This is a genomic window from Halomonas colorata, from assembly GCF_014897985.1.
GTDB classification, from domain to species: Bacteria; Pseudomonadota; Gammaproteobacteria; order Pseudomonadales; family Halomonadaceae; genus Vreelandella; species Vreelandella colorata.
The window spans coordinates 1-25,048 of sequence record NZ_JABUZA010000043.1; the positions used below are offsets into that span (position 1 = coordinate 1).

Sequence of the window (25,048 nt, forward strand, 5' to 3'; positions counted from 1 at the left end):
ACGGGGACGGCTCATGGATCCTCCTAGGTACCTTTAGTATAAGGCCTAGAGGTGTCTACGAAACCCGGGGCGATTCAAAATACCTGTATAGGTTCACGGTCTTCACGACTAATTCCAACAACGCTCCCCACTTGCTTGAGATAGCGCTGGGCGGAGCCCAAGGCAAAAAAGTGATTCAAATTTGAGGTGCGTAATTGCTCTCTATTGATCGTTTCCTCGGGAGTAAACACCTCATAATCGACCGTTAGTCGATTTCCGTCCAAGCGGATACCTTCGGGTAACTCAGCCGGGCTAAAACGCTGCTTTATGATATCCGGCATGGCCAGAACAGGTAGCGTGGCCGTGACTCGCGCTGGCCAGACGGGAAAGTGGTGTGGGTTATAGACAAGACCGTGTTCCGTAAAAGCAAACACGTTAACCGCATCGGGCATCTCGATAGGAGCTCCCTCAGCATTATAAAACTGCACACTTTGCGCCGCAGCATCTGACTGATAATCGTAACGCTCATTCGGACTTACGAAAAGCTGACTTTGTACCTCAGGGTAGTTCAGGTAAATCGATTCAGCGTAATCCACATCTGGGCGTTCGAGGTCAAACGTGTTGTAGCCTATCAATATCTGATGCTGCATTTCTTCGGCCGATATGTCTGCACGCGCTTGGGTCCAATGGCGAAAAACGGGCTCCTCTAAAACCGCATCGGAGAGTACTGTCAGGTCGCTGTCACCTACCGGCCTGGAGTAAACAGGAATCTCAAGCGAGCGAGAAACCGTGTTATTCTGCTCTGCCTGAGGCAACAAAGTGACTCTGGCTTTTTCAATCGAACCATTAAAAGCGAACGCTTTATGCAGAATCGTACCGTCGGTGAAAGATAAGCGCTCATTAAGGGCATGAATCTCTGCTGGAATATCGGTCAGCTCTATTGTGCCCTGCACTGCCCGCTCAATCGTGTCATCCAGCCATGCCGCCTTCTGGGCAAAGTAATCTTTGTTAAGGTGCTTTTCCGAACGCATGTAGATATGTCTCTCACCGCTCGCAACTGCTTCACCTACGATATCCATGTCACGCAATGGCAGCGTCTGGTCCGCGGGTACCTGAATCTCTACATCGTAGGTAAACTCGGTGAATCGGCGTGGCGTAATAGTATAGCCATGACGCTCCAGTGTCTTGCCAACATCCGAGCCGTCAAATTCAAACTCAATAAAATTTTCAGGCAGGGTGACCTGAGACTTAGCCAGCAGAGTCGTTGGTTTAGGGTCGTCTTGGCTGCGTTTATCAAGAAACTGGTATTCTTCGTTGTAGTATTGAAACTCGGTATTGCTTGCCCGCCCCCTGCCTACTTCAGGTAAGGGCTTCACCTCTCCGTCATCCATCGCTACATGGGTATAAAGCATATGTATGTCAAAAGGAAACGAGAAGGGAGGCGTTATCCAGAAACGCTGGGCTTCAGGGACAAACTGCCAAGCGACCATATTGTCTAGGTAAGCGTCCAGAAAAGCCTGCAAATTGGCATAATCTCCCGCCCGCGGGAAGCGCTGATTGATATACGAAAGGCGATAAGCCTGGTCGTCAAAAAGCAAGTCTTCATGCATGTCACGGTAAAAAATAAGCACGTCATTGTTCAGCCGACTGGCCAAAAGCGAGTCTTCGATATTCTGGATTTTTTCTTGCCACTGGTCACGCATGTTCTTCAACTGCAACAATGCGTCGCTGCGCTGCTCCTCGGTCAATATCTCTCTACCGACATAGGCATCTCCCTTCGAGGATATCTCCCCAAATGTAGTTCCCCCCCACAAAGCAAGTACACTCAAAAGTGTTAAAACACTAACTTTCATTTTTAAACTACCGATTATGATAAGTTTTATCGCATAAACTGCATGCAACGTTAGATGCAGCTTACCAAGCTCTGTCTAAAAAGTAGGCTCTCATGCATTGCTTGATACAGGCTAGTGTCAACATGGATTCTGGATTCGTAGAGTAACTGCAGCGTTTTGAAAATGGTATGGGCCTCTCAGTACAGCTGTATTTTACGGCTGGAGGCAATGCATTTTGAGATTGCGTACTTCAAACAGCGTAAGGCAAGCTGGGCGGTATCTGCTGCTTGAGCATAACTAACCGTCCGCTTTAACGAGTTGCTTACAAAACTATAATGGATTGCTATGGCTCGATACAGAACGCTGAAAAGCATTCAACGCCAAGGCTTTCGGCAGTTTTTTAGAATTTCATCCGCATACTGATGACGTACTTTTGAGTCAGGGTTATCCAGTGCTAGTGCCGTGTAATTTTTCATGCATTAACCGAAAAAACATGCGTACTTGTCCTCAGCCACGATGTTGAGGAAATCAGTAAACGACTTAACGTTAGGCGCCGGTTCATAGCCATGCCACTTGAGATCGGCTCGTTGCCAAAATATTTTCCAGCATCCTCGAGATTTTACAAAAGTGGCCTTTGCCACTGATGCTTCCATCTTCTGCGAAGGGTCACGCAAGTGCGGGCGTATCTCAAATAGCTCAATGCTCTGGCCCTCTATCCTGTATCCAAGATCAAGCTTGTGACGGATGTGTGCCGGAGGTCGGTGCACTTTTAAGAATGCTTCGATCTCTTTCTCACATTTTTTAATTTCAAATTCACTTAATGCCATAATGATTCACTGATTTCTGATAGTCACATTACGCTACGCTAATGCACACCGCCTGCGGTGTCACCATTGAACGGCTTGTTAGCAGACTCTGCCTGAAGACGCTCCACCAGCCACACTTTGATGATGGATTGGCGGGTAACACCGTAGCGCGCAGCCTCACGATCTAACGACTCCACAACCCAAGCCGGAAAATCGACGTTGATTCGCTTTTGTTCCTGATTAACGCGGCGAGCAGAGGACAGATCCAGGTCATCAATGATATCTTCTTGACCTTCCTCAAATTTTTTATCGAAGTCTTTAGCTTTCATAGAGCTCTACCTCTTTCTTACGGGAACGTCTAACTGAAATCAGACGAATGCGAGCACCCCTGTACGTGACGATAGCCGACCAGTGCTTTTCACCAATCTTGCCTACCAGCAAAAACCTCTGCTCATCCTCCGATATTGCGCGGAGCTCCAGCAGGTATGGATCTTTCCAAAGCTCTTGGGCAGCAACGAAATCGATACCGTGCTTGTCCAGGTTGCCCCGGCTTTTGGCTTCGTCGAATTCAAATTCTCCCATGAGTACAAATTATTCCTTTTTTACTCACTTCACAAGAGCTGGAAGGAGGCTGTAGCGGCTAGCGCTCGCATTTTCGACAGGCTTGGAGCGCAGCGGAACAGCGGTCAATTGCAGCGACTTGTTAGCTTTGTTTGCCAAGGTATTCTTTAGCGTACAGGCCAACTAAACTACGCCCAGGATTTTGACCGTTAATCCATTCATCAACGGAGAATAACTCAAACAATCCAACTTTAATCAAGGTCGGCACTGCGATCTTCAACTGCTCTTCTACCTCGCCACGCTCACCTGCGTTGTACAAAGCGACATTGCGGAGCATCGTGGCAACGGTACCTGTTTGTACCTTACTTCCATCTTTAAGGGTGACAGCGGGAAGCTCTTCTCCTTCGGCCACGATCTTTTTATTGATCGAACCAAGTTGCTCGGTATTTTCTGGTGAGCCTTCGGACATCTCGATCTCCTTCAATAGTTTTCGTAATAGCTAACGAGGCTGTAGAAAAACCCGATTTCGAGCCACCTCTACCGCCTTTTGTCCTTATTCATTTACCCAGCCGGGTATATGGCTGAGTAATCTTAGTATCGGCATTTAGCCACTTGAGCGGCCAGCTAAAGCTTGCTGAAGACGGCCTTTTGCTCTTAAGCGCAACTTATCCCGCTCATAGCCCTTCATGACGCAACCAAGTGGCCATAATTCGCTAACTTCTCAATATTGTGCACTAAGCAGTAGAGCTGCCACTGGCCTTGCACCTTTTTCTTACCTCGAAGGCTGAAGCGGTTCAGTCTTTTCGTTGTGCCAATATTGCCGAACACCGGCTCTACAACTGACATGCGATGGCTGTAAATCTCTTTGCCCTTCGGGCTATCAACTCGGTGCTTCATCCAGTCAGTGTAATTGGGTAAGCGGTTGTTCTCGACAATAAAAGACACTTGTCGCCCTGCGCCGTTGCGATGGTCGGCAGAGCTCGGGTTCTGCATGCATCGGACTTTCTTGGGGCAGTGCCGACATTGCAACAAACGCCCTTCAAAGTGTACCCGGATCTTGCCAGTGTCCGTTTCTCGTTGCCCGCGATAGGACAGCTTTTCGCCGGTTGGGCAGATACACGTTAGCGCTACTGGATCAAACTGAAACGCGCTGGCGGGCGTCGTCTCTCGCCAGCCTTTGTCCGGCAGGTTCTGGTGGCGCTTGCCGTATTTGTCTTTCTGGTCGGCGAACTTCGGATCTCGGCGGCGGAACTGGTTATCGGGGATGTAGCCGTTGATCTGCTGTTCGTGCAGATACTTCATATTGGCTTCGTTGGCAAAGCCTGTATCCGCGGTGACGACGGTGCCTTTCTGGTAGATGTTGTCCGCAATCCCGAGCTTCTTAAAACGGGCTGCGACCGTTTCCAGTACGGGCTGCAAGGTGTGATGTTCCTGGCCTTCGCCAAAGGCCTGAGCGTCAATGACGATCTGGTGCTTTTTATCCACCGTAGCGACGCCGTTATAGCCCTGAATCGTGCCCTTGCTGGTGGTCATTTTGGCACTTTCGTTATCGGTCAGATTGCTCTTCACTTCCTTGATTCGCTTCCCCCGGCCCATCCTTGGGCTGCTCGTCTTTAGGAAACGATCCACTTTGTTCATGGCGGCATCTAGCGAGAGAATCGTCCTGGCCCGTCGGATATCCCGGTCCAGATCGGCTTCCGTCTCGGCCTCATCGCGCGCGTAGTGCTCCAGTAGGTGATGCCGAATCAGGCCTCTCAGTTTCTCACGCTTCTCGCCCAACTCTTTGAATGTGCCAGACCACTCATTGGAAGCGTCGGAGGACATCTTGCAGCCATCAATGGCAAAGAGTTCGTTACCCAACAAGCCTTGTTCGTGGCACACCAGCAGCACTTGTTCGAACAGCGCTTCAATCTCATCAGCATGGCGGCTGACGAAGCTGGCCAATGTGGTGAAGTGGGGAACGGTATCGCAGGAAAGGGCTTTGAAAATGATGTTGGTCTCGCAGCACCATTGCATTTCACGACTGGAGGTGATGCCTTTTGAGTAAGCAAACAGGATAATTTTGAGCAGGATAGCCGGATCATAGGCCAGCCGACCAGTCGCATCGTTGCGGTACTTGGGATGGAAAACGGATAGGTCGAGCTTGTGCTCGATCAGGTAGTGCACGGCGTGTTCAAAAGTACCTGGCTGGAGCTGATCCTGGTAGTTGATCACCACCATGGCGTTCTGATCGTAGTTATAAGCCTTGAAGCGCGGCATGCTGACCACTCCTCGTCTGTTTCCTCGATCCTACCAAAACCTGGCCATCAGCGGGGTTTTTCTACAGCCTCAACGCCTAGCTCACCGGAAAAATGCAAGCGCAGCGAGTAATTTTTCCGGTGCAGCTACTTGTTAAGTAGTATACTCGACAGAATAAGGCCTTGTCTGGACAGTTCTTTAACTGCATATTCATAAAATTCCTGGTTTCGCTTAGCGCCACATATATTTACAAGCTCTTTACCTGCCTGCGTAAACAAAACCTTACCTACCTTAATTTGGTTGTCTTTTTCTTTGGGGAACTCTACGAGTGATGGCTGTCCGTAGTAAAAAAATACTGCCTGTTTTTGAAACCCCATTCTTCGATAGCCACTAGTGGATTCGAATGATATTAAGCCGATAGCGTCTAGATGCTTTAATGCGGAAAAGTTGATACCTTCTTTTGTATATACTTCGTCATCAGAGTTAAAAACTAGCGGACTTGGTCCACCTATCATCCATGTGAATTGACAGAACTTTGTAAATAGATCGGCGTCTTTTTTATCCATGGACGCCACAAAGTCAACTGTTCGTTTAGAGTAAGTTCCGGGCTTAGTTGCTTCTCCGGCCAATAAGCTAGACCATAGGGACTGCATCGTTTCATCTGAAACTTTATCGCACTTATCGAAAAAGTGCGCGACCCAGTCTTCCTCAAGCTCTTCAGTTTTAGCTTCTGGGGGAAGAGCTCTTGCAGCTTTGGCAGTAATATTTTCAATATTATCCTGCTTTCTTCCTTCTTGATGCACCAATCGCTCAAGGCCTCTTTGTTCGATTTCGCTTAACTCTATATTGGCGATTGCTTTTATTTTTTCGGCCTCAGCTTCAGCCGCAGCTTTATTTGTTATTCTTCTGGGTTCATATATGATCCCAACAGCATTGGAAACTTTCTCTATTAGGACAGTAGCTGGCTTAGCCAAATCGCCTAGATTAATTATAGAATTTCCGTCTGGCATAGTTTCTCCTTTGCTACTTAACGCCCGCTTATGCGGACAAAAATTGTTGGTTATAATGTGGAGCGAAGCGGAACCTAACCAACTGTTTTTGTTCCGTTTAAAGCGCTTGCTATGCGCTATTTACACAGAATTATAGCCTTGAAAACTGCTCAGTTTGTAATTTTTCTTCTGCATCAGCTTTGGATTCTGCTTTGAAGATAGGAGTATGCTCCATATCTCTAGCTTTCAATTTTTGTTTATCGCGTTTGGCTTCTTCATATGTATTAAATGATTCGGAGAGGCATTTAATACCGGGGTTGCTACCATCTAATTCAATAACTCTATATCCATACCAGTGCTTCATATGTCTATTATCCATTTTCTAAACGCCACTCTGCTGCCTCAAGCTCCTGAGGGCCAAATAATTCAATAAACTGCTTATCTAACATAATGTTTTCGATTGTTAAGTCAGCTCTACCAAGTTTTAATAACTCTTTAAATCCGTACTGAAACTCCCCAGATATAACAAACTTCTTTGCCACTTCAACAGGATGTGCCTCCTGAATCATTGTTTCAAACCTAGTAGGAGCATAACCAATCTGATAACACTCTTTGACTGCATTCATAACGGTTGCTTTAAACAAATCTCGACTATTCATGAATAACTCCATTAGGCGCTTAACAGTGATTATATAGCCAGCGGCATAACCTCAATGAACGCTCCAGCACGTTCATTGAGGTTATCTAGCCGCCTAAACCAAATCTACCTCATTGATAATATTACTAGCAAATTAAATTTTGGCCGCCTATCCAAAATTCGCATGACCGCTCGTTTTGCTCTATTCAATCATACTTTATTGGTAAATTTTGCTTAGGTCACGTGGAAATTTGATGGCCATATGCAGCCATAGGATTTGCTGGGGGCTTTGAACCAAGTAGCGTAATCATCGCGCTTAAGCGGGCTCCCACAAAACTGGGCGGGTACGGGTGTGGTGGCTTATCCTGGGCAGCTAGCGCTGCCCTTCGCGGGTGCCTTATTGGCTCGTGCCTCGCCAAACGTTACGCCACGCTACTGGTGATGATTCTTGGGGCGGGGCCTTTCGCGCGCTAAAGCGGGCTCACACAAAACCGGGCGTGGGCTGGTGTGGTGGCTTATCCTGGGCAGCTAGCGCTGCCCTTCGCGGGTGCCTTATTGGCTCGTGCCTCGCCAAACGTTACGCCACGCTACTGGTGATGATTCTTGGGGCGGGGCCTTTCGCGCGCTAAAGCGGGCTCACACAAAACCGGGCGTGGGCTGGTGTGGTGGCTTATCCTGGGCAGCTAGCGCTGCCCTTCGCGGGTGCCTTATTGGCTCGTGCCTCGCCAAACGTTACGCCACGCTACTTATGATGATTCTTGGGGCGGGGCCTTTCGCGCGCTAAAGCGGGCTCCCACAAAACCAGCCTTTAGCAGCCCCAACAAAGAGGGCTGCAGGCCAAGTCGGCCTGCAAAGTGGTGGCTTGCGTTATGCTTTGAGCACGTACTTGAGGGTTTCAACGACCTGCTCGGTGGTGGTGCACCAGGCTTGTGCACCGGCATCCACTTCTTTCAGCGGGTGAACGATATCCTCAGAGTGCAAAGTGATATAGGGCTTGGCGAGTGCGGCGCAGTAGCCTGCATCAAAGGCAGCGTTCCACTGTTTGTACTTGTCGCCGAAGCGCACCACGACTAAATCGCTTTGCTCGATCAGCGTACGGGTGCGGATGGCGTTGACCTTGGAGGATTGGTGGTCGCGCCAGAACTGATTGCTCTGCTCGCCCAAGTGATCGCCTGCGGCGTCACTGGCGTCGTGGTCAGTGACTGGGGCGGTAAACACGATATCCAAGCCTGCGGCTTCTGCGCCACGCTGAATTTCGTCGCGCCAGTCGGTGTGGATCTCGCCGGAAAGGTAGACGTAAAAGCTCATGGGGTACTCCTTTAATTTAAACAAACGATAGCGTGATCTGGTTTTGTCTCAAAAAATTCGCACAGAGGTGCTTATGCTTTTATCCCGGGTTTTTGGCTTGACGCCTCGCTGTATCGACGCGCTCGATGAGTTCGTCGACCACCTGGTTTTCGATCCGGAAGCGCTTGAACGATATTTCACTTAAACCCAGCATGCTGCGGGCCGGTAGGAATGAAAACTCCTGATTTGAACTGCCCTGATCTCTGGGGCTTCGTACCGTTAGCGTCACCCTGTCGGGCGATCTCATAGATTGGTAATTGACGTTTGCCACGTCTTTTAGATAAACCTGCTCGCGGTTTTTCCCGTAAACAAAAATCAGACTATCGCCGTTGTCGTATACACGATCCGCGAGACCGCCCAACATCATTTTAAATATAAACACACCGAAAAAGATCATTAGCGGGGGTATCAGTAGAAATGGGGAAAACGTTTCCGCCGTCAATAGGCTTAGTACGCAACCCAAAGCCACTATCGATAACCATATGATCGGAAAAACGCGGCGGGTGAAAAAGGATGTGCGGGAAATAACACGTAGGTCCTGTTGCATGGTCACGATTCCATCCAGGGCACATGAAGAAATCACTCATTCAATTATTTTATGGAAAAAACTTCCATATTCCTACCGGCTTAGAATAGCGGTTCGCGGGCCAATAGGTAGCAGTCCATAATCCAGCCGTGCGCTTCACGCAGCGCGGCACGGCGTTTAGTAATCTCGTCGCTTACCTCGCTTAGCGTGCCTTTGATCAGGCACTGTTTATCCATGCCCAGGTAGGCGCCCCACCAGATGTAGGTGTCAGCTTGTGGCAGCGTGGTAAACGCCCCGCCGCTGTCGAGCATCACGGCTACCGTCGCGGCGTCGCTTGGCCAGCCGCGTTCGCGCAGGCGGCGGCCGGTGGTGATCTGGATGGGTTCGGCGAGTGCGTTAAGCGGGAGTTTATGCTCGGCGGTGAGCACTTGTAGGCTAGTGATGCCGGGCACAACGTTGACCTCAACCGCACGGCCGCTATCCGTCAGGCGCTTGGCGATGCGTAGGCTGCTGTCATAGAGTGAGGGGTCGCCCCATACCAGCATGCCGACGCGCCCGCCGTTTGGCAGGTGCTTATCCATCAGCTCGGCCCATACGCTGGCAATGGCGTTATGCCATTCGTCTACTGCGCTTAGGTACGCGCACTTGGCATCGCGGGTGGGTAAATCGAACTCGACGATGCGGGTGTTGGTCGCTTCATCAAGCAGCTCTTCGCAGAGTACGCGGCGCAGGTCGATCAGGTCCGATTTCGCTTCGCCCTTGCGGGGGAGCAGAATCACCTCGGCTTCGTTGAGGGCGCGAACCGCCGCGAGTGTTACGTGGTCAACGTTGCCGGTGCCAATGCCGATCAGCGAGAGCGTGATCATGCGCCGCCCTCTTCATCGCTACTGGCAAACGGCGAATCGGCGGACTGGGGGCGAAAGCGGCGGTCGTAGCCTACCGCGTACAGGCTGCTTTCCTGGAAGTCTTCGGATTCGAGTACCGGCCCTACCAGAATCAGCGCCGTGCGCTGAAGCGTGTTATTGATCAGGGATTCCACCGTGGATAAGCGCCCGCGCACCACGTGCTCGTCCGGCCAGCTGGCCCGCCATACAATCGCTACCGGGCACGCTTCGCCGTAATGGGGCGTCAGGCTTTCCACCACCTGGGCCAGATTGTGGATGGAGAGGTGAATAGCAAGCGTGGCGCCGGTGCGGGCAAAGTTGGCCAGCGTTTCATCTTCTGGCATGGCACTGGCCCGGCCCGGCGTGCGGGTCAGCACCACGGATTGCGCCACGCCGGGTAGCGTTAGCTCCTGGCCGAGCGTTGCCGCCGCAGCGGCGAAGGAAGGCACGCCGGGGGTCACGCTGTAGGGAATATCAAGCTCTCGCAGGCGGCGCAGCTGTTCGCCCATCGCGGACCATACCGAGAGATCGCCGGAGTGCAGCCGGGCCACATCACAACCTTCCGTGTGAGCGGCCTGGATTTCCTGCATGATTTCATCGAGTGACAGCGGCGCGGTGTTGATGATGCGCGCGCCTTCCGGGCAGTGCTCGAGGATTTGCTCGGGCACCAGTGAACCTGCATACAGGCATACCGGGCAGGCGGCAATTAAATCGCGACCGCGCAGCGTCAAAAGATCCGGCGCGCCGGGGCCTGCGCCAATAAAATGAACCTTCATAATCCAACTCCTTGCGCCGCTGTGGTGGCCACCGCGGCCGTGGCCTTTCTATCGTTTGAAACTGTCCGTAGGCCTAAAAGCCGTGCCCCGCTGCCCGCGGCCAGCAGCGCCACGGCTTCGGCCACACTGCCGGTGCCTTTTTCGCGCAGGCTGTAGGCGGAGTGGGTCAGCGTGGTAACGCTTGCCAGCGCTGTATCCGCGACACCCATTACCGGGATGTGGCGGGCGCTACCCAGCGCTTCAACCAGTGGCAGCATGCTATGCGCCGCGGCCAACTGGTCGATAGGGCCGTACTCGGCAATCAACTGATCCAGCGCCTGTTCCAGTGATTCAAGCGTTGCCTGCTGGCGAAAGCCGAACCCGGCGACTTTAAGCGCCTGCCTAGCCACTGTTTGCTGAATCATCGAACACCACGCCACTGCACAATCGGGTAGCTGGATTTCCAGCCCCGGCGCGTGCCCATGGGGGCGGCGTGGGCCAGCTCCAGGCGCAGCAGTTCGCCGCCGGCCTGTTGCTGCCAGTGCGCCAGCAGGGCTTCGGATTCCAGGGTGACCGCGTTGGCTACTACTCGCGTGCCGCGGGGCAGCACCTGCCATAAAGTATCCAGCAGTTTCTGAGAAAGCCCACCGCCGATAAACACCGCATCGGGCAACGGCGCATTCTCGAGCACCTCCGGGGCGCGGCCTTCGTTTACTTCCAGCCAATCGACCCCCAGGTTGTCGGCGTTGCGCCGCGCCCGGGCGGCGCGCTCTGGGTGCTGCTCGAAGCCGATGGCCTGGTTATCCGGGTGGGCCAGCAGCCACTCAATGGCGATGGAGCCAGAGCCTGCGCCAATATCCCACAGCCGCTCCCCAGACCTGGGGGCCAGTGCGCAAAGCGTCAGGCTGCGCACGGCCTGCTTGGTGATCTGCCCGTCGTGCTCAAAAAAGCTATCGGCAAGGCCGGGCGTTGAGGGGATCGCGGGGCCATTACCGGCAACTTCAATACCTACCGCCACCGGGTGGGCGATATCCTCGGGTAGCGCGTCATCCATGCGCAGCGTGCGGATGCGCTCATCCACGCCGCCCAAGGCTTCCAGCACGTTTAGCTGAGAATCCGCAAAGCCGAATGTTTTTATCAGCGCGGCCAATTCAGCCACGGCGGCGCCATCACGCAACAGCACCAGCAAGTGCCGGCCGCCTTGCAGGTAGGGCCGAATGCGGGTGAGCGGTTTGGCGTGCAGGCCCAGGCAGGTGCAGCGCTCAAGCGGCCAGCCTAAGCGGGCCGCCGCCAGGCTAAAGGTCGAGGGCGATGGCACGGCGACCCATTCGCTGGCGTCTACGTGGCGCGCCAGGCTGGTGCCCGCCCCGAACCAGAACGGATCATTGGATACCAGCATGACCACCCGGCGGCCGCGCTCGTTGAGTAGTGCGGGGATGCCATCAAGAAACGGCACTGGCCACTCGCGAATATCCGCGTTTAACGGGGGAAGCAGGCGCAGATGACGGCGGGCGCCAAACACGATCTCGGCACGCTCAAGCTGCTCGCGGCTTGCCGCTGTCAGGCCCGCTGTGCCACTCTCCCCCCACCCTAACAGTGTGAGCCACGGAGCCTTGTTAACCTCAGCCATGATAAACGTCCTGATTCTTGGGGGTACGAGTGAGGCCAGCGCCTTGGCCAGTGCTTTTAGCCAGCACAACATTCCAGCCATTTTCAGCTATGCAGGCCGGGTCAAAACGCCTAAGGCGCAACCGCTGCCCACCCGCGTGGGCGGTTTCGGCGGCGCCGACGGTTTGGCGGCGTTTATCACCCAACAGCGCATCACCCATATTATTGATGCAACCCACCCGTTTGCCACGCAGATGAGCCGTAACGTGTTGGCCGCCGCCCAGCAGACCGGCGTACCGGCAATTGCCCTGACGCGCCCGGCCTGGGTGCCCACCACTCACGCTAACTGGCAACACGTGGCGAGTATCGAAGAGGCGGTTAGCGCCCTCGAAGGCCCGCCCCAGCGCGTGCTGCTCGCGATTGGCCGCATGCACCTGGCCGCGTTTGTCGCGCAGCCTCAACACCACTATGTGCTGCGTTTGGTCGACCAGCCAACCGCCCCGCCGCCGCTTGCCCACTTTACCACCACGGTGGATAGAGGCCCGTTCACGCTGGAAGGCGATTTAGCGCTACTCAAAACCCAACGTATCGAACGCATCGTGTGCAAAAACGCTGGTGGCGAAGGTGCCGTTTCAAAACTTGATGCCGCTCGCGCGCTTGGCGTGCCGGTCATCATGATTGACCGCCCGGCACTGCCCGCTCGCCATGAAGTGCATAGCGTTGATGAGGTGCTTGCCTGGCTTAATGATCGTTCCTGATCAAAGCGCTGAGCGCGGCGTATACACCAGCGGCTCGCCGTCTCGCTCGATCAGCCGGGTTTGCCGGGAGCCAACAATCACCAGCGTGCGCATATCGGCCATATCCGGCGTGGCGTCTTTTAAGGCTGTTACGCGGATTGATTCGTCAGGCATTGAAACCGCGCGGGCGAAGATGATTAACCGTTCAGGCTCACACGCCTCTCGCAGCACGTCCAGGGTGCGCTCAAACCCTACCGGGCGCGATTTTGAGCGCGGGTTATAAAACGCCATCGCAAAATCGGCTTCAACGGCCAAACGCAGGCGCTTTTCGATAAGCGCCCAAGGCTTCAAGTTGTCAGATAAATTGATGCAGCAGAAATCATGCCCCAGCGGTGCACCCGCACGGGCGCTGGCCGCCAGCATCGCGGAAATACCCGGCAGCACCTGAATATCCAGCCCACGCCACGCGGCATCGCCCGCTTCCAGCGCTTCAAATACCGCCGAGGCCATGGCGAATACGCCGGGGTCGCCAGAGGAAACCACCACGACTCGGTGGCCTTCAAGCGCCAGCTGTAGCGCCTGCTCGGCACGGCGAATCTCTTCGCGGTTGTCTGAGCCGTGGCGGGTCAGGCCATAGCGCGGTGCTACTCGGTTCACGTAGGGTACGTAGCCCACCACGTCCGTGGCGTCACTAAGCGCGGCCGTTACCTCAGGGGTAATCATCGCATCCGCGCCCGGCCCCAGGCCGACAATTTTTAGCCAGCCGCTCATGGGCGCCTCCCGTTGCCGTGAATCAGCACAATCGAGAAGTAAGGCACGCTCTCGCCAACGTCTACCAACGGCAACACGCGCTGCTGCTCCATGGCGGCGTATTCGATCAGCCAAGCCTGGTCTTCCCGGCCCGCCTGTTTAAGCGCTCGGCGCAGCTTGTGAAGATTGCGCCCAATCTTCATGACCACCAGCGCGTCGGTATCGGCGATATGTTGGGTGAGCGTTTCTTCCGGCAGCGTGCCCATCAGCACGGTCAGAATATCGTCGCCCCAGGTAATCGGCTGCCCGGTCGCCGTCCAGGCGGCGGACATACCGGTAATTCCCGGCACTACCGACACCGGCACCTGATTCAGCAACCGCGTGTAGAGGTGCATAAACGAGCCGTAGAAGAACGGGTCGCCTTCACAGAGCACCACCACGTTGCAACCGGCGCTGGCTATCTCGATCAGTTGGGCCACGCACCGCGAGTAAAACGCCGAGAGCAGTGCGTTGTACTGCGGGTCGTCGAAAGGGATCTCTGTGGTGACCGGGTACTCCATGGGAAGCTCAATAGTGCCTGATGCCAACAGGCCTTCAACAATGCTGCGCGCATGGCCACGGCGGCCCTTTTTGCGAAAATAAGCGATATGCGTGGCGCCGCGAATCAGCCGGTCGGCGCGCACGCTCATCAAGTCCTGGCTGCCCGGCCCCAGGCCAACGCCGTAAACCGTGCCCTGTGTTGATGCCTGAGTCATTCGACGCGATCCGCCATGGCGTTAATGGCCGCGACCGTTACCGCACTGCCGCCCAGGCGGCCACGTACGATGCAGCTTGGAATTTCAGGTGTTGCCCACAGCGCTTCCTTGGATTCGGCGGCGCCTACAAAGCCTACCGGGCAGCCGATTACTACCGCCGGGCGTGGGCAGCTCGGGTCTTCCAGCATGTTCAAAAGATGAAACAGCGCGGTGGGTGCGTTACCAATGGCCACCACGGCGCCTTCCAGATGCGGGCGCCATAGTTCCAGCGCTGCGGCCGAACGGGTGTTAGCCATCTCCTGGGCGAGGTGTGGCGTGCGCTCATCGTTCAGGGTGCAAATAATCTCGTTATTGGCTGGCAGCCGCTTGCGGGTGATGCCTTCAGACACCATGCGTGCATCGCAAAGAATCGGCGCGCCGCGTTCGAGTGCTGAACGCGCTTTATTGACCGCGTCATTTTGAAAGTGAATATGCGCGGCCAACTCGACAAGCCCGGCGGCGTGAATCATGCGCACGGCAACGGTCTCTTCCTCGGCAGAAAAGCGCGCAAGGTCGGCCTCGCTGCGGATAATCGCGAAGGATTCCCGGTAAATTGCCGGGCCGCTTGTTTCATACGTATAGGGCACCCAAACTCTCCAAATATTCGACGGCCTCAGTCTCGGTGAGGCCTGTCTTAACGGGCGTGCTCTGCGCATCACCCTTAACAATAAGATTAAATCGGCCTGCCTGACCGACCAGGCACACATCGGCCGATGAACGGCGGGCGCACCCCTTGGCGCAGCCGGATATATGAACGCTATGTCTTTTCACGTCGTGCGCTAATCGTTTAGCAAGCGGCTGGGTAGCAACGCTTGCCTGGGCACAGTAAGGCGCGCCGGGGCAGGCATCCATCAATAAGCGCGTGTCCCGATTGTCGCTGATAAATCCTTCAACCGGCCCGCTTGCGCCCTTGACCCATAAACGTCGCCACGGCGTTACCCGCACATGGCTCACCGCCGCAGGCGTTACAGACGCCCGCAATGCAGCAGCGGCTGCGCGGCCAAACGGCAGCCCGTAAACCATGCCCGCTTGATACTTGCCAAGCGCCAACGCCGCGCCCTGCGTTGCATTCTCAATGGCAGAAGCACTCGCGGGGCGCATTTTAGCAGGTGACCACGCGGGAAGCGGCACTTTATGCCGCTGCATCCGCCCGGCGTCATTTCCGCCGCTTTCCACAAACCAGTGCGTCAAGCGTATTAAATGCTCAATGGCCGCCTCAATAGAGCCCACCGGTGTACCGCAGGCATGGCCTTCGGCGCGCACTATCAGCCCGCCGTCGATTGAGCGCTCAACTCGAAAATCAGCGGCGGTATCTCCCAATACCGCTAATTCACCTGTATCAATGGCAATACCGACTTTGCTGGGCATCGCGGCCAGTTCGCTGCCTCGCAGCTGTAATAAGCAGGCAAGTTGATGCGTGTCATCGCCCGCCTGCCAACTGGGCGCCAGCAGGCACTGGGGCTGCTGCTCGGTGGCGGGGTCCGCACTGACCAATTCGTGTGCGACCAAAAAATCCATTAGCGGCGGCCATGTGGTTTCCGAGACGCCGCGCAGCTGAATATTGGCGCGGCTGGTTAACTCAATTAACCCGTTGCCATAGGTTTCTGCGGCATCGCACAGCGCGAGCATCTGCGCTTTGGAAAGCTGGCCGAGCGGTGGGCGCACGCGCACTAACCAGCCATCGCCGGTTTCCATGGGCTGCCAGGCGCCGGGGCACCAGCCTTTGACCAGCGGACTAGTGCTCATAAACTGGCGGTTTCCCTGGCTTCGTCCATTTCCAGCAGCAGGTCTTTAAGCGCGTCGCCGTGCTCGCCGGGTTCTTGCCACATGCCGCGCTGAGCGGCTTCCAGCAACCGCTCGGCCATCTCTTCAAGGGCTGCTGGGTTATGCTCACGTAAAAACTGCTGGTTGGCCTCATCCAGCACCAGCGCTTCACTCACCTGGGCGTACTGGTAATCCGCCACCAAATCCGTGGTGGCGTCGTAAGCAAACAGGTAGTCGACCGTGGCGGCCATCTCAAACGCGCCCTTGTAGCCGTGTTCGCGCATGGCGTTGATCCATTTTGGGTTCAACACGCGCGAGCGAATGACCCGGGCAAGTTCCTCTTTGAGCGTGCGAATTTTGGGCACGGCGGGGTTGGCGTGGTCGGCGTGATAGATCTCCGGCGCTTGGCCGGCAAGCGCACGGGTCGCGTTGGCCATGCCGCCCTGAAAGGCGTAGTAGCTGTTGGAGTCGAGAATATCGTGCTCGCGGTTATCCTGATTCTGCATCACCGCATCCAGCCCTTTGATCTGCTGCTCAAAGGCGCCGCGCGCGGCGGTGCCGGAATCCGCAAACTGCCCGTAAGCGTAGGCGCCGGTGCCCAGGTAGGCCTCGGCCAAGTCATCGGCATCGCCCCAGCTACGGTTTTCAATCAGCCGGTTCAGGCCTGCCCCATACTCGCCGGGCTTGCTGCCAAAAATACGGTAGCTCGCTTCCTGGGCAGCCATTTCGGCACTTAACCCTTGGGCTTCAAGGGCGTGCTGGCGCTCAAGCACGGCTGCGCGAATGGTGTTGCTATCGCCTGGTTCTGCATAGCTGGCAACCGCTTGCACGGCGGCATCAAACAGGCGAATCACGTTGGGAAAAGCATCGCGAAAAAATCCGGATACGCGCAGCGTGACATCTACCCGTGGGCGATTAAGCAGCATCGAAGGGATTACTTCAAAATCAATCACCCGCTGAGAACCCAATGACCACTTGGGCCGCACACCCATCAGCGCAAAGGCCTGGGCGATATCGTCGCCGCCGGTGCGCATGGTGGCGGTCCCCCAAATGGAAAGCCCCAAGCGGCGTGGATAGTCGCCGTGATCCTGCAGATAGCGTTCGACAAACGCCTGGGCGGACTTTTCACCCAGCGTCCAGGCGGCGGGCGATGGGATCGAGCGGTTATCCACGCTGAAAAAGTTGCGCCCGGTGGGCAGCGTATCCAACCGCCCCCGGCTCGGCGCACCGCTCGGCCCGGCGGGTACGAAAATTCCCTCAAGCCCATCCAGCAGCGAGCCAATCTCCATCTTTACGCCCTGCTGCATGGCGGCCCACAGCTGCTCGCGGGCAAATTTAAGCTGCTCGACCGTGGCGGGATACACCTGGGCAAGCGCGGCCAAATCCCCTTGGGCCAGCACATAGTCGGCCACCAGCTCTTCACCAAGCAGCTCCAGCCGCTCGCGAGTATCGGCGCCGGTTCGCCAGGCAGTGGTTAGTTTGCCTGCCAGCACAGCCGGTTTAGGACCAAGCCAAGGCTCGCTGCCCGCCGCCAGCGGGTCGAAGTCTTCCCCCAGCGCCAGGTCAGCAGCCAGATTGTGCAGCAAGCCACGGCTTGCCACCGCTTCACCACGCGGCAGCCTTAACAGGGCTACCAGCGTAGCCGCCCGTTTCTCCTCGGGCGGAAGCATGCCCAGTATATGCAGGCCGTGGCGAATCTGAGCTTCCTTGATATCGCACAAAAAGGTGTCCAGCTCGTTGAGAATTTCGCTGTCACAACTGCTGTTCACTGCGTGGGCAAGCTCCTGGTCGATGCCGGTTGCCCGCAGATGCAAAAGTATCTGCTCGCGAATCAGCGCTTCGCGACGCGGGTCCATGTCCAGCGCCTGATAATACTCATCAGTCAGCGCTTCAAGCTCGGCCATGGGGCCGTAAAGTTCAGCGCGCGCCAGTGGCGGCATCAAGTGATCAATAATCACCGCCTGGCTTCTGCGCTTGGCCTGGGCGCCTTCGCCGGGGTCATTGACAATAAACGGATAAAAGTGCGGCATCGGCCCGAGCGCGATATCCGGCCAGCATTCGGCGCTTAGCGCGGTGCTTTTACCCGGCAGCCACTCAAGATTACCGTGCTTGCCCACATGAATAACCGCCTCGACCTGATAGTGCTCGCGCAGCCAGAGGTAAAACGCCAGGTAGCTATGCGGCGGCGCCAGCTCCATATCGTGGTAGGACTGGGTCAGGTCATCAATAAAGTCACGCTCCGGCTGAATACCCACAAAGGTTTCGCCCAAGCGGATACCCGAAATCATCAACCGCCCCTGGCGGCATTTGGGGTCATCTTGCGGCGCGCCCCAGCGGGTCCATATCGTTTTCTGAAGCGCGGCAGGCAGGGTTTGAAACCAGGCCAGATAATCCTCAACGCTGATACTTTGCCAGCAGGCACGCTGATCCAGACTGTCATGATCGTTAGTAACCGCGCCCTGGAGCAGGCGAATCAGCGCATCGCCGTTTTCCGGCAATTCGCTTAGCGGATAACCGGCACCTTTCAGGGCATTTAAAATGTGCAGCGTAGAGGCCGGTGTATCCAGCCCCACGCCGTTACCGATACGCCCATCGCGGTTGGGGTAGTTGGCCATAATCAGCGCGACGCGCTTTTGGCTATTGGGCGTTTGGCGCAGCGCGCAAAACCGCCGGGCCAGCTTGGCGACAAAGGCAGCGCGTTCTGGGTGCAGCGTGTGGTGCGTCACCGACAGCTGGGCGCGCGCGTTATAGTGCGCTTCGGCTTTAAACCCAACGGCGCGGGTGATAATCCGCCCGTCCATTTCGGGTAGCACTACCTGCATGGCAACATCCCGGCTATGCAGGCCTGCGGCCATGCCCTGCCAGTCATCCAAAGTGCTGCTGGCGAGTATCGCCTGAAGTACGACGGGCCGCCCGACAAAAAGGCTTTCATGAAGATTACTGCCCAGTTCATCTGCGGCAGTGGCGTCATCGGCGGTACGGTTTACTGAAAAGCTGGTGGTATTGACCACTAGCATGGCGCCGGTTTGCTCAATGAGGTGATTGGCAAACGCGATGCAGGGGCCTTCTTTTAAAGAGGCCACCGCGACGGCTAACGGCTCAAGCCCTTCGGCTTTCAGCGCGTCGATCATGCCGTCGAGCACAGCGGTATTCGCACCCTGCAGGTGGCTTCTATAAAATAGCAACAGGCACACCGGGCGCTCTGCAATACGCTGATCACGCCACTCGCTTAGGCTGACCGCCTGCTGACCGTTGGCCTGGGGTGCGTAAATCACCGCTGCCGGAATCACTTTAGGCTCTTGCCACGCATACTCATGCGCCAAGTACTCATGTGTTAGACACTCGTGCGCCAGGCATTCGCTTCCGATAAAGCGCAGCAGCTGCTCGGCGTTGTCCACACCGCCTTCGCGTAAATAGCGCCACACGCGGTAGGCATCGTCGAAGGCTATGCTTGAGTCTTCAAGCAAAGCATCGTCCGGGGCGTCGCAGCCGGGCACCAGTATCAGCTGGCGCTCAGGCCTGGCAGCCGCCCAGGCCAGAAGCCGCTCGTAGCCGTACTGCCAATAGCCCTTTCCGCCCAGCAGTGACACCACCACCAAGCGGGCTTTTTCCAGCACACGGTCTTCGTAAAGATCAAACGCCGCCGGTTTTACCAGGTTCATCCAGTTCGCCAGCCGCACCGAGGGGTAGTCATCGCCCAGGCGATCAACCGCCTGGGCCAACGCCGACAAGTTACTGTCAGCGGCGGACATAATCACAACCTCGGCAGGGCTTTGCTGCAGATCGATGATGCCTTCATCATCAATAAAGCCCCCCGGTTTGGCGGCGAAAAGATGCATTAGGCGCTTACCGACGTCTCAGCGCTGGCCAGCGCCTTATGAATTTCATCGCTGTTCAGCGTTTTGCCGATAATCACCAGCTGGGTTTGGCGCGCCTCGTCCTGGCGCCACAAACGGTCAAAATAACCGTCCAGGCGCTCGCCAACGGCCTGAATAACTCGGCGCATGGGCTTACCGGGAATGGCCGCAAAGCCCTTGGCGCGATAGATCTCTTGGGTTTTCAGCAGATGTTGAAGCCTGGCCGCCAGCTCATCGCCATCGACTTCGCCCAGCGTAATCACGCAGGAATCAAAGTTATCGTGGGCGTGATCGTGGTGGGCGCCTTCGGCATGGTGCTTGTCGTGATGGTTGGTAATCTTGTCGATATGCTCTTCACTGGCCGCACCAATGCCCATCAGGGCTTCCAGCTGGGCCGTGTCAGTCGCTAGCGTTTGATCGATAAACAGCGTTTTGACCGATGCGGGCACCCGCGCCTGTACCAGCGCTTCAACCCGGGCTTTTTCGTCGGCGTTCAGCAGGTCGGTTTTACTGACCAGCACTAAATCCGCCGCGCTTAGCTGGTCATCCAGCAGTTCGCGCAGGCTGGGGTCGTGGTCCAGGCTGTCATCGGCCAGCCGCTGGGCGGCAACCTTTTCTTCGTCGTTGGCAAACCGGCCAGCGGCTACGGCAGGCCCGTCGATCACGGTGATAATGGCATCCACGGTGCAGTGCTGGCGGACTTCCGGCCAGTTAAACGCCTGTACCAGCGGCTTGGGCAAGGCCAGCCCGCTGGTTTCGATCAGGATGTGGTCGATATCATCACGCCGCGCCACCAGCTTTTTCATCACCGGCAAAAACTCTTCTTCTACCGTGCAGCAGATGCAGCCATTGGCCAGCTCGTAAATACTGCCGTCTTCACCGGCGTCGACTTGCTCGCCCTCTTCAGCTCCGTCTTCACAACCTAGCGCACAGCTACGCAGCAGGCTTGAGTCGATATCCTGCTCGCCAAACTCATTGACGATCACGGCAATCCGCTTGCCGGTAATCTGGCGCAGAATATTGGCCAGCAACGTGGTCTTGCCGCTACCTAGAAAGCCGGTCACAACCGTGGCGGGAATTTTATTTAACTGCATGTGAGGATTCCTTAATGTGGGGGCTTGCGGCCGTGGCTTGCGCTGAATCGTTGCCAAAACCGTGGCTAAACAGACGCGCCACTGCGGCAGGATTATTCGGAAAAAAAAGATGTAAGTACGTCGCCGTTAAGCGACCGGCACGGTAGATCGGCTCGCCGGGCGCTGGGTGGCGCTGGCGGCGCCCGTAAGCAATCGGTTCAGGCGTTTGCTCGGCCATTGAGCGATGGTGGGCATGGCCGCGAACCGGCCCTTCGGGTAGCTCGGCGGTCTGCATGCCTTGGCAGCCGCGACGCCCGCGCATGGCACCGTGCCCCGGCAGTAAGCCGAGCATGGGGTGAGTGTTCTCAGCATAGTCGGTTAGCGTTTCCAAGCTATACAGCATGCCACCACACTCGGCGAGGATGGGTTTGCCCGCGCTAAAGAAGCCTTTAATGGCATCGCGCATGGCGGTGTTCGCCGCAAGCGCCTGCGCGTGAAGCTCCGGGTAGCCGCCGGGTAGCCAAAGGGCATCGCACTCAGGCAGTTCGGCATCGCTCAGTGGTGAGAAAAAGCGCACCTGCGCACCCATCTGCGCCAGCAGGTCCAGGTTGGCCTGATAGATAAAGCTGAACGCCGCATCGCGGGCCACGCCTATCGTCTGCCCAGCCAGTGCCTGCGGCACAGCAGGAAGCGCCTCAGTAGAAGCACTAAAGCTGACCGGCGAAAGCGTGGCGAGCGCGTCCAGCAGCCCTGCGGCTTCCAGCGCCTGCGCCGCGGCTTCAAAGCGAATTTCCAGATCGTCGCGAATCTCTTCCGCCTGCACCAGGCCCAGATGACGCTCGGGAAGTGCCAGCTCAGGGTCACGCGGTACGGCAGCTAAAAAAGGAATGGCTGCGGGCAGCGCGCCTTCAATCAGCTCACGGTGGCGCTGGGAGCCGCAGTTATTGGCAATCAGCCCAGCAATTTGAATATCGTCACGAAAGCCAGCCAGCCCCGTTACCAGCGCAGCGGCGGTTTGGGCCATGCCTTTGACATCCATCACGATGGCCATGGGAATACCGAACAGCGCGGCTAAATCGGCACTGGAAGGCTCGCCGTCAAACATTCCCATAGCGCCTTCCACCAGAATCAAATCGGCTTCAACAGCGGCTTCATAAAAGCGTTGGCGACAGTAGGCTTTGCCTGCCATCCATAAATCAAGCTGATCAACCGGTTGGCCAGAGGCCTGGGCGAGTATTTGCGGGTCCAAGTAGTCCGGTCCGGTTTTAAATACCCGCACCACTTTGCCCTGGTTGCGCAGCAGCCGCGCAAGCCCCGCGGTTACCGTGGTTTTACCCTGGCCTGAGGCGGGTGCCGAGATAAACAGCGCGGGGCAGCTGGCAGAAGGTGTACTCATCAGTACTCGATCCCCGCCTGAGCTTTGACGCCGCCGCGAAACGCGTGGCGCTCATCCTGCACGGTGCTGATGGTGTCGGCAATTTCCTGAAGTGGCTGTGCCATGGTGCGCCCGGTAATAATCACATTCTGATGCGCTGGGCGGCGTTTGAGTGCCTCTACCACCGGCACCGGGTCCAGGTAGCCGTACTTGAACATGTAGCTCATTTCGTCCAGCACGATGATGTTGTAGGCCGGGTCTTCCAACAGGCCCTTGGCGATTTCCCAGGCAGTTTCGGCGGCTTGAATATCGCGCTCGCGGTCCTGGGTTTCCCAGGTAAAGCCCTGGCCCATGATGTGCCAGTCAAGCCTTGGGTGGTCACGAAAGAACAGGTATTCACCGGTTTCGCGCCGCCCTTTAATAAACTGAATGACCGCGCCTTTCTGACCATGCCCCAGCGAGCGCGCCAGCGTACCGAGCGCCGAGCTGCTTTTACCCTTGCCGTTGCCTTTGAGCAGGATTAATACCCCGCGCTCTTCAGTGGCGCGGCTGATGCGCTCATCGACCACCTCTTTTTTGCGCTGCATGCGGTTTTGGTGATTGCTATCGCTCATGCTGACTCCTGGGTGGGCAGTGCCCAATACAAGGCGCCCAGCTGCTGGGCAAGGCGTGTCGCCTGGCCACGTTTTACAAATGAGTGTTCGGTATCCATCACTACACAATCGCCAAGCGTTGGCAGGTCTGCAACGGACTCGCGGGTGCGCCCGTCGGTGATCAAGTAGGTACGTATATGTAGGCCGGGTTCGCGGCGCTGCCACTGACGAATCAACTTTCCTGCCTCCTCAACCGCTTTACGCAGCGGCGTGCCGCCCCCGCCATCGGCACTGTTCAGCGTCGCCTCTAGGCTTTTGGGCGCACGCTGGCGGGTGAGTAGCGGTGTCACCGTATTGTTGCCAAACCCCAGCACGGCCAGCTGCTCGCGAGCGCTGTACGCCTGGCGGGTCAGGCTATCCACCCAGCCCTTGGCCTGGCCCAACAGGCGCTTACCCAGCGTCGAGCCGGAGGTGTCCAGCAGTACCAGGTGCAGCACTGGCTGCCCGGTGCGCGCTTTGCGATCACGCAACTGTCGCCAGGGCCACTGACCACGATTGGCGATCAGCGTGGCGAACCAGTCGGGGCGAGAGGTAGACGAAGGTGGTTTATTAGCTCGCCCCTGGCCCAACTCGGTGCCCTTACGCGTACCGCCAAGTGAAAGCAGCGGCTTAGCCGCAGGCCGGTTGATGGGTGTAAGCGCAGGGAGATTCAGCAGTTGGCTATCCAGCATGTTCTGCGCGATGGGCGGCATGGCGCCCCACTGCCCCTGCTCGCCTGAATGTCCACCGGCAGACGACTGACCGCCAGAAGGCTTTTCATTTGGCGTGGACGAAGGTGGTGGAGAAGACGGCGGCGTTGATGGTGGTGTGGAAGATTCATGCGTACGCCGATGGGCCAATACCCAGGGCTCAACGGTATCCACATCGTCCTGAATGATTGTATCGCCTCCCCGCCAAGCGGCATGGGCCTGGGCGGCGCGGTGCCAGGTAACATCGGCACGCAGGCCTTCGACGCCGGCTTCTTCACAGCGGTTGGCGATGTGTGCGTAAACCCATTCAGGTGCGCTCACGGCTGCTAGCACATCTCTCGCCTGCTCGATACGTTCACGCAGGGCTGACTGCTCAGCGGCGAAGTCGGCGATAAAGCGTTCGGGGTCGCGATCAAAAGCATCGCGCTGCTGCACGATGGCGATGCGCTCTTCGATACGGATGGAGGCCGGCTGTTCCAGGCAGAGGCCAAACCGGTCGAGCAACTGCGGGCGCAGTTCGCCTTCATCCGGGTTCATGGTGCCAATCAGGCTAAAACGTGCCGCGTGGGAGTGACTAATACCGTCGCGTTCAACGATATTGACCCCACTTGCGGCTACATCCAGCAGCAGGTCGACTAGGGTATCGGCGAGCAGATTGACTTCATCAACGTACAAAACGCCGCCATGCGCTTTGGCCAACAGCCCTTCATGAAAGGTGGCTTCGCGCTCGTTCAATACCTTTTGAAGGTCCAGGCTGCCGGTCAGGCGATCTTCGCTGGCGCCTAGCGGCAGGGTCACAAACGGCGACTTGCCGCCCTTGTCAGATTCGGGCAGCAGTGCCGCCAACGCGCGGGCAAGGGTTGATTTTGCGCTGCCTCGCGGGCCGCTAATCAGCACCCCGCCAATGCGCGGGTTGATCACATTTAAAAGCAGCGCTTTCTTAAGCGCTGCCTGGCCGACGACGGCGGTAAAGGGAAACTCAACCACAGGCATCACCATGGGCAGAAGGAACATTAACTTGATTTAACAAGAAGATATTGAACGATTAGCGCCAGAAATGCGCTTAAAGCACTTATTTTTCAAGCGGGTAAAACTAATACATTAAGCGACGCATGGACACTGCAAGACACGTGAAAGTTATTCATCACTGACAAGAGAATATCGATAGAGCCAAGAGCTGATAAAATCTCTACA

25 protein-coding genes are annotated in these 25,048 nt (G+C 56.4%); 1 reads left to right on the top strand and 24 read right to left on the bottom strand.

The genetic code is table 11. From position 1 onward, the window contains the following. Positions 1 to 74 precede the first annotated feature (74 nt). The 15 genes from INT33_RS17150 to cbiE all read right to left on the bottom strand — a co-directional run bounded on the left by INT33_RS17150 (position 75) and on the right by cbiE (position 12,184). A complete protein-coding gene (locus tag INT33_RS17150; RefSeq protein ID WP_193092524.1) occupies positions 75 to 1,880 on the bottom strand; it encodes a hypothetical protein in 1,806 nt (601 codons plus the stop codon). 410 nt (positions 1,881 to 2,290) lie between these two features. Further along, positions 2,291 to 2,638 (bottom strand): DUF3024 domain-containing protein, encoded by a 348-nt coding sequence (locus INT33_RS17155; RefSeq protein WP_193092525.1) that lies wholly within the window; start codon positions 2,636 to 2,638, stop codon positions 2,291 to 2,293. Positions 2,639 to 2,676: 38 nt separating this feature from the next. Continuing rightward, on the bottom strand, positions 2,677 to 2,946 hold the full coding sequence (brnA, locus tag INT33_RS17160) for a type II toxin-antitoxin system BrnA family antitoxin (protein WP_193092526.1): 270 nt from the start codon (positions 2,944 to 2,946) through the stop codon (positions 2,677 to 2,679). Beyond that, entirely contained in the window at positions 2,936 to 3,199 is a 264-nt protein-coding gene (locus tag INT33_RS17165; protein WP_193092527.1) for a BrnT family toxin, read from the bottom strand. The genes brnA and INT33_RS17165 overlap by 11 nt, the downstream gene beginning before the upstream one ends. A gap of 121 nt (positions 3,200 to 3,320) precedes the next feature. Continuing rightward, positions 3,321 to 3,647 carry a DUF7709 family protein gene (locus INT33_RS17170; RefSeq protein WP_193092528.1) on the bottom strand — a complete coding sequence of 109 codons (327 nt, stop codon included), beginning with the start codon at positions 3,645 to 3,647 and terminating at the stop codon, positions 3,321 to 3,323. Between the two features lie 215 nt (positions 3,648 to 3,862). Further along, positions 3,863 to 5,437 carry a transposase gene (locus INT33_RS17175; RefSeq protein WP_193092529.1) on the bottom strand — a complete coding sequence of 525 codons (1,575 nt, stop codon included), beginning with the start codon at positions 5,435 to 5,437 and terminating at the stop codon, positions 3,863 to 3,865. Positions 5,438 to 5,562: 125 nt separating this feature from the next. Beyond that, positions 5,563 to 6,426, bottom strand: coding sequence for a DUF2806 domain-containing protein (locus tag INT33_RS17180; protein ID WP_193092530.1), 864 nt, complete (start codon positions 6,424 to 6,426; stop codon positions 5,563 to 5,565). Between the two features lie 130 nt (positions 6,427 to 6,556). Continuing rightward, positions 6,557 to 6,769, bottom strand: coding sequence for a hypothetical protein (locus INT33_RS17185; RefSeq protein WP_193092531.1), 213 nt, complete (start codon positions 6,767 to 6,769; stop codon positions 6,557 to 6,559). A gap of 7 nt (positions 6,770 to 6,776) precedes the next feature. Then, positions 6,777 to 7,064, bottom strand: a complete 288-nt coding sequence (locus INT33_RS17190) for a hypothetical protein (protein ID WP_193092532.1) — start codon at positions 7,062 to 7,064, stop codon at positions 6,777 to 6,779. 845 nt (positions 7,065 to 7,909) lie between these two features. Further along, on the bottom strand, positions 7,910 to 8,350 hold the full coding sequence (locus INT33_RS17195; RefSeq protein ID WP_193092533.1) for a YtoQ family protein: 441 nt from the start codon (positions 8,348 to 8,350) through the stop codon (positions 7,910 to 7,912). A gap of 79 nt (positions 8,351 to 8,429) precedes the next feature. Next, positions 8,430 to 8,936 (bottom strand): hypothetical protein, encoded by a 507-nt coding sequence (locus INT33_RS17200; protein WP_193092534.1) that lies wholly within the window; start codon positions 8,934 to 8,936, stop codon positions 8,430 to 8,432. An 80-nt stretch (positions 8,937 to 9,016) separates the two neighbouring features. Next, positions 9,017 to 9,781 carry a precorrin-6A synthase (deacetylating) gene (cobF, locus tag INT33_RS17205; protein ID WP_193092535.1) on the bottom strand — a complete coding sequence of 255 codons (765 nt, stop codon included), beginning with the start codon at positions 9,779 to 9,781 and terminating at the stop codon, positions 9,017 to 9,019. Beyond that, positions 9,778 to 10,575: a precorrin-4 C(11)-methyltransferase gene (cobM, locus tag INT33_RS17210; protein WP_193092536.1), complete on the bottom strand. Its 798-nt coding sequence runs from the start codon at positions 10,573 to 10,575 to the stop codon at positions 9,778 to 9,780. Before cobM ends, cobF begins: the two co-directional genes overlap by 4 nt. Further along, positions 10,572 to 10,979, bottom strand: coding sequence for a cobalamin biosynthesis protein (locus INT33_RS17215; RefSeq protein ID WP_193092537.1), 408 nt, complete (start codon positions 10,977 to 10,979; stop codon positions 10,572 to 10,574). The genes cobM and INT33_RS17215 overlap by 4 nt, the downstream gene beginning before the upstream one ends. Next, the gene (gene cbiE / locus INT33_RS17220; protein WP_193092538.1) at positions 10,976 to 12,184 is read right to left on the bottom strand and encodes a precorrin-6y C5,15-methyltransferase (decarboxylating) subunit CbiE; all 1,209 of its coding nucleotides are present in this window, start codon (positions 12,182 to 12,184) and stop codon (positions 10,976 to 10,978) included. The genes INT33_RS17215 and cbiE overlap by 4 nt, the downstream gene beginning before the upstream one ends. On the opposite strand from cbiE, the gene INT33_RS17225 reads away from it, so the two are divergent. Then, positions 12,183 to 12,920 carry a cobalt-precorrin-6A reductase gene (locus tag INT33_RS17225; RefSeq protein ID WP_193092539.1) on the top strand — a complete coding sequence of 246 codons (738 nt, stop codon included), beginning with the start codon at positions 12,183 to 12,185 and terminating at the stop codon, positions 12,918 to 12,920. The genes cbiE and INT33_RS17225 overlap by 2 nt on opposite strands. Here the strand turns inward: INT33_RS17225 and cobJ are convergent, their stop codons facing one another. The 9 genes from cobJ to INT33_RS17270 are packed head-to-tail and all read right to left on the bottom strand — an operon-like array spanning position 12,921 to position 24,853. Next, entirely contained in the window at positions 12,921 to 13,670 is a 750-nt protein-coding gene (gene cobJ / locus INT33_RS17230; RefSeq protein ID WP_193092540.1) for a precorrin-3B C(17)-methyltransferase, read from the bottom strand. It abuts the gene before it with no gap. Continuing rightward, on the bottom strand, positions 13,667 to 14,404 hold the full coding sequence (locus INT33_RS17235) for a precorrin-2 C(20)-methyltransferase (RefSeq protein ID WP_193092541.1): 738 nt from the start codon (positions 14,402 to 14,404) through the stop codon (positions 13,667 to 13,669). The genes cobJ and INT33_RS17235 overlap by 4 nt, the downstream gene beginning before the upstream one ends. Beyond that, entirely contained in the window at positions 14,401 to 15,030 is a 630-nt protein-coding gene (locus tag INT33_RS17240) for a precorrin-8X methylmutase (protein WP_193092542.1), read from the bottom strand. Before INT33_RS17240 ends, INT33_RS17235 begins: the two co-directional genes overlap by 4 nt. Continuing rightward, the gene (locus INT33_RS17245; protein WP_193092543.1) at positions 15,014 to 16,189 is read right to left on the bottom strand and encodes a cobalamin biosynthesis protein CobG; all 1,176 of its coding nucleotides are present in this window, start codon (positions 16,187 to 16,189) and stop codon (positions 15,014 to 15,016) included. Before INT33_RS17245 ends, INT33_RS17240 begins: the two co-directional genes overlap by 17 nt. Further along, complete coding sequence (cobN, locus tag INT33_RS17250; RefSeq protein ID WP_193092544.1) at positions 16,186 to 20,046, bottom strand: cobaltochelatase subunit CobN; 3,861 nt, start codon at positions 20,044 to 20,046, stop codon at positions 16,186 to 16,188. The genes INT33_RS17245 and cobN overlap by 4 nt, the downstream gene beginning before the upstream one ends. Further along, entirely contained in the window at positions 20,046 to 21,158 is a 1,113-nt protein-coding gene (gene cobW / locus INT33_RS17255; RefSeq protein ID WP_192539342.1) for a cobalamin biosynthesis protein CobW, read from the bottom strand. The genes cobN and cobW overlap by 1 nt, the downstream gene beginning before the upstream one ends. Continuing rightward, entirely contained in the window at positions 21,145 to 22,533 is a 1,389-nt protein-coding gene (locus INT33_RS17260; RefSeq protein WP_193092545.1) for a cobyrinate a,c-diamide synthase, read from the bottom strand. Before INT33_RS17260 ends, cobW begins: the two co-directional genes overlap by 14 nt. Next, positions 22,533 to 23,126, bottom strand: coding sequence for a cob(I)yrinic acid a,c-diamide adenosyltransferase (cobO, locus tag INT33_RS17265; RefSeq protein WP_192539340.1), 594 nt, complete (start codon positions 23,124 to 23,126; stop codon positions 22,533 to 22,535). The genes INT33_RS17260 and cobO overlap by 1 nt, the downstream gene beginning before the upstream one ends. Continuing rightward, on the bottom strand, positions 23,123 to 24,853 hold the full coding sequence (locus INT33_RS17270) for an AAA family ATPase (RefSeq protein ID WP_193092546.1): 1,731 nt from the start codon (positions 24,851 to 24,853) through the stop codon (positions 23,123 to 23,125). Before INT33_RS17270 ends, cobO begins: the two co-directional genes overlap by 4 nt. Between the last annotated feature and the right edge of the window lie 195 nt (positions 24,854 to 25,048).

What these genes read in the sequence shown, in the direction of transcription:
- INT33_RS17155 (WP_193092525.1), bottom strand. Translation starts at nt 2,638, where the DNA reads ATGGCATTAAGTGAATTTGAAATTAAAAAATGTGAGAAAGAGATCGAA.
- brnA (WP_193092526.1), bottom strand. Translation starts at nt 2,946, where the DNA reads ATGAAAGCTAAAGACTTCGATAAAAAATTTGAGGAAGGTCAAGAAGAT.
- INT33_RS17165 (WP_193092527.1), bottom strand. Translation starts at nt 3,199, where the DNA reads ATGGGAGAATTTGAATTCGACGAAGCCAAAAGCCGGGGCAACCTGGAC.
- INT33_RS17170 (WP_193092528.1), bottom strand. Translation starts at nt 3,647, where the DNA reads ATGTCCGAAGGCTCACCAGAAAATACCGAGCAACTTGGTTCGATCAAT.
- INT33_RS17175 (WP_193092529.1), bottom strand. Translation starts at nt 5,437, where the DNA reads ATGCCGCGCTTCAAGGCTTATAACTACGATCAGAACGCCATGGTGGTG.
- INT33_RS17180 (WP_193092530.1), bottom strand. Translation starts at nt 6,426, where the DNA reads ATGCCAGACGGAAATTCTATAATTAATCTAGGCGATTTGGCTAAGCCA.
- INT33_RS17185 (WP_193092531.1), bottom strand. Translation starts at nt 6,769, where the DNA reads ATGAAGCACTGGTATGGATATAGAGTTATTGAATTAGATGGTAGCAAC.
- INT33_RS17190 (WP_193092532.1), bottom strand. Translation starts at nt 7,064, where the DNA reads ATGAATAGTCGAGATTTGTTTAAAGCAACCGTTATGAATGCAGTCAAA.
- INT33_RS17195 (WP_193092533.1), bottom strand. Translation starts at nt 8,350, where the DNA reads ATGAGCTTTTACGTCTACCTTTCCGGCGAGATCCACACCGACTGGCGC.
- INT33_RS17200 (WP_193092534.1), bottom strand. Translation starts at nt 8,936, where the DNA reads ATGCAACAGGACCTACGTGTTATTTCCCGCACATCCTTTTTCACCCGC.
- cobF (WP_193092535.1), bottom strand. Translation starts at nt 9,781, where the DNA reads ATGATCACGCTCTCGCTGATCGGCATTGGCACCGGCAACGTTGACCAC.
- cobM (WP_193092536.1), bottom strand. Translation starts at nt 10,575, where the DNA reads ATGAAGGTTCATTTTATTGGCGCAGGCCCCGGCGCGCCGGATCTTTTG.
- INT33_RS17215 (WP_193092537.1), bottom strand. Translation starts at nt 10,979, where the DNA reads ATGATTCAGCAAACAGTGGCTAGGCAGGCGCTTAAAGTCGCCGGGTTC.
- INT33_RS17225 (WP_193092539.1), top strand. Translation starts at nt 12,183, where the DNA reads ATGATAAACGTCCTGATTCTTGGGGGTACGAGTGAGGCCAGCGCCTTG.
- cbiE (WP_193092538.1), bottom strand. Translation starts at nt 12,184, where the DNA reads ATGGCTGAGGTTAACAAGGCTCCGTGGCTCACACTGTTAGGGTGGGGG.
- cobJ (WP_193092540.1), bottom strand. Translation starts at nt 13,670, where the DNA reads ATGAGCGGCTGGCTAAAAATTGTCGGCCTGGGGCCGGGCGCGGATGCG.
- INT33_RS17235 (WP_193092541.1), bottom strand. Translation starts at nt 14,404, where the DNA reads ATGACTCAGGCATCAACACAGGGCACGGTTTACGGCGTTGGCCTGGGG.
- INT33_RS17245 (WP_193092543.1), bottom strand. Translation starts at nt 16,189, where the DNA reads ATGAGCACTAGTCCGCTGGTCAAAGGCTGGTGCCCCGGCGCCTGGCAG.
- cobN (WP_193092544.1), bottom strand. Translation starts at nt 20,046, where the DNA reads ATGCATCTTTTCGCCGCCAAACCGGGGGGCTTTATTGATGATGAAGGC.
- cobW (WP_192539342.1), bottom strand. Translation starts at nt 21,158, where the DNA reads ATGCAGTTAAATAAAATTCCCGCCACGGTTGTGACCGGCTTTCTAGGT.
- INT33_RS17260 (WP_193092545.1), bottom strand. Translation starts at nt 22,533, where the DNA reads ATGAGTACACCTTCTGCCAGCTGCCCCGCGCTGTTTATCTCGGCACCC.
- cobO (WP_192539340.1), bottom strand. Translation starts at nt 23,126, where the DNA reads ATGAGCGATAGCAATCACCAAAACCGCATGCAGCGCAAAAAAGAGGTG.
- INT33_RS17270 (WP_193092546.1), bottom strand. Translation starts at nt 24,853, where the DNA reads ATGGTGATGCCTGTGGTTGAGTTTCCCTTTACCGCCGTCGTCGGCCAG.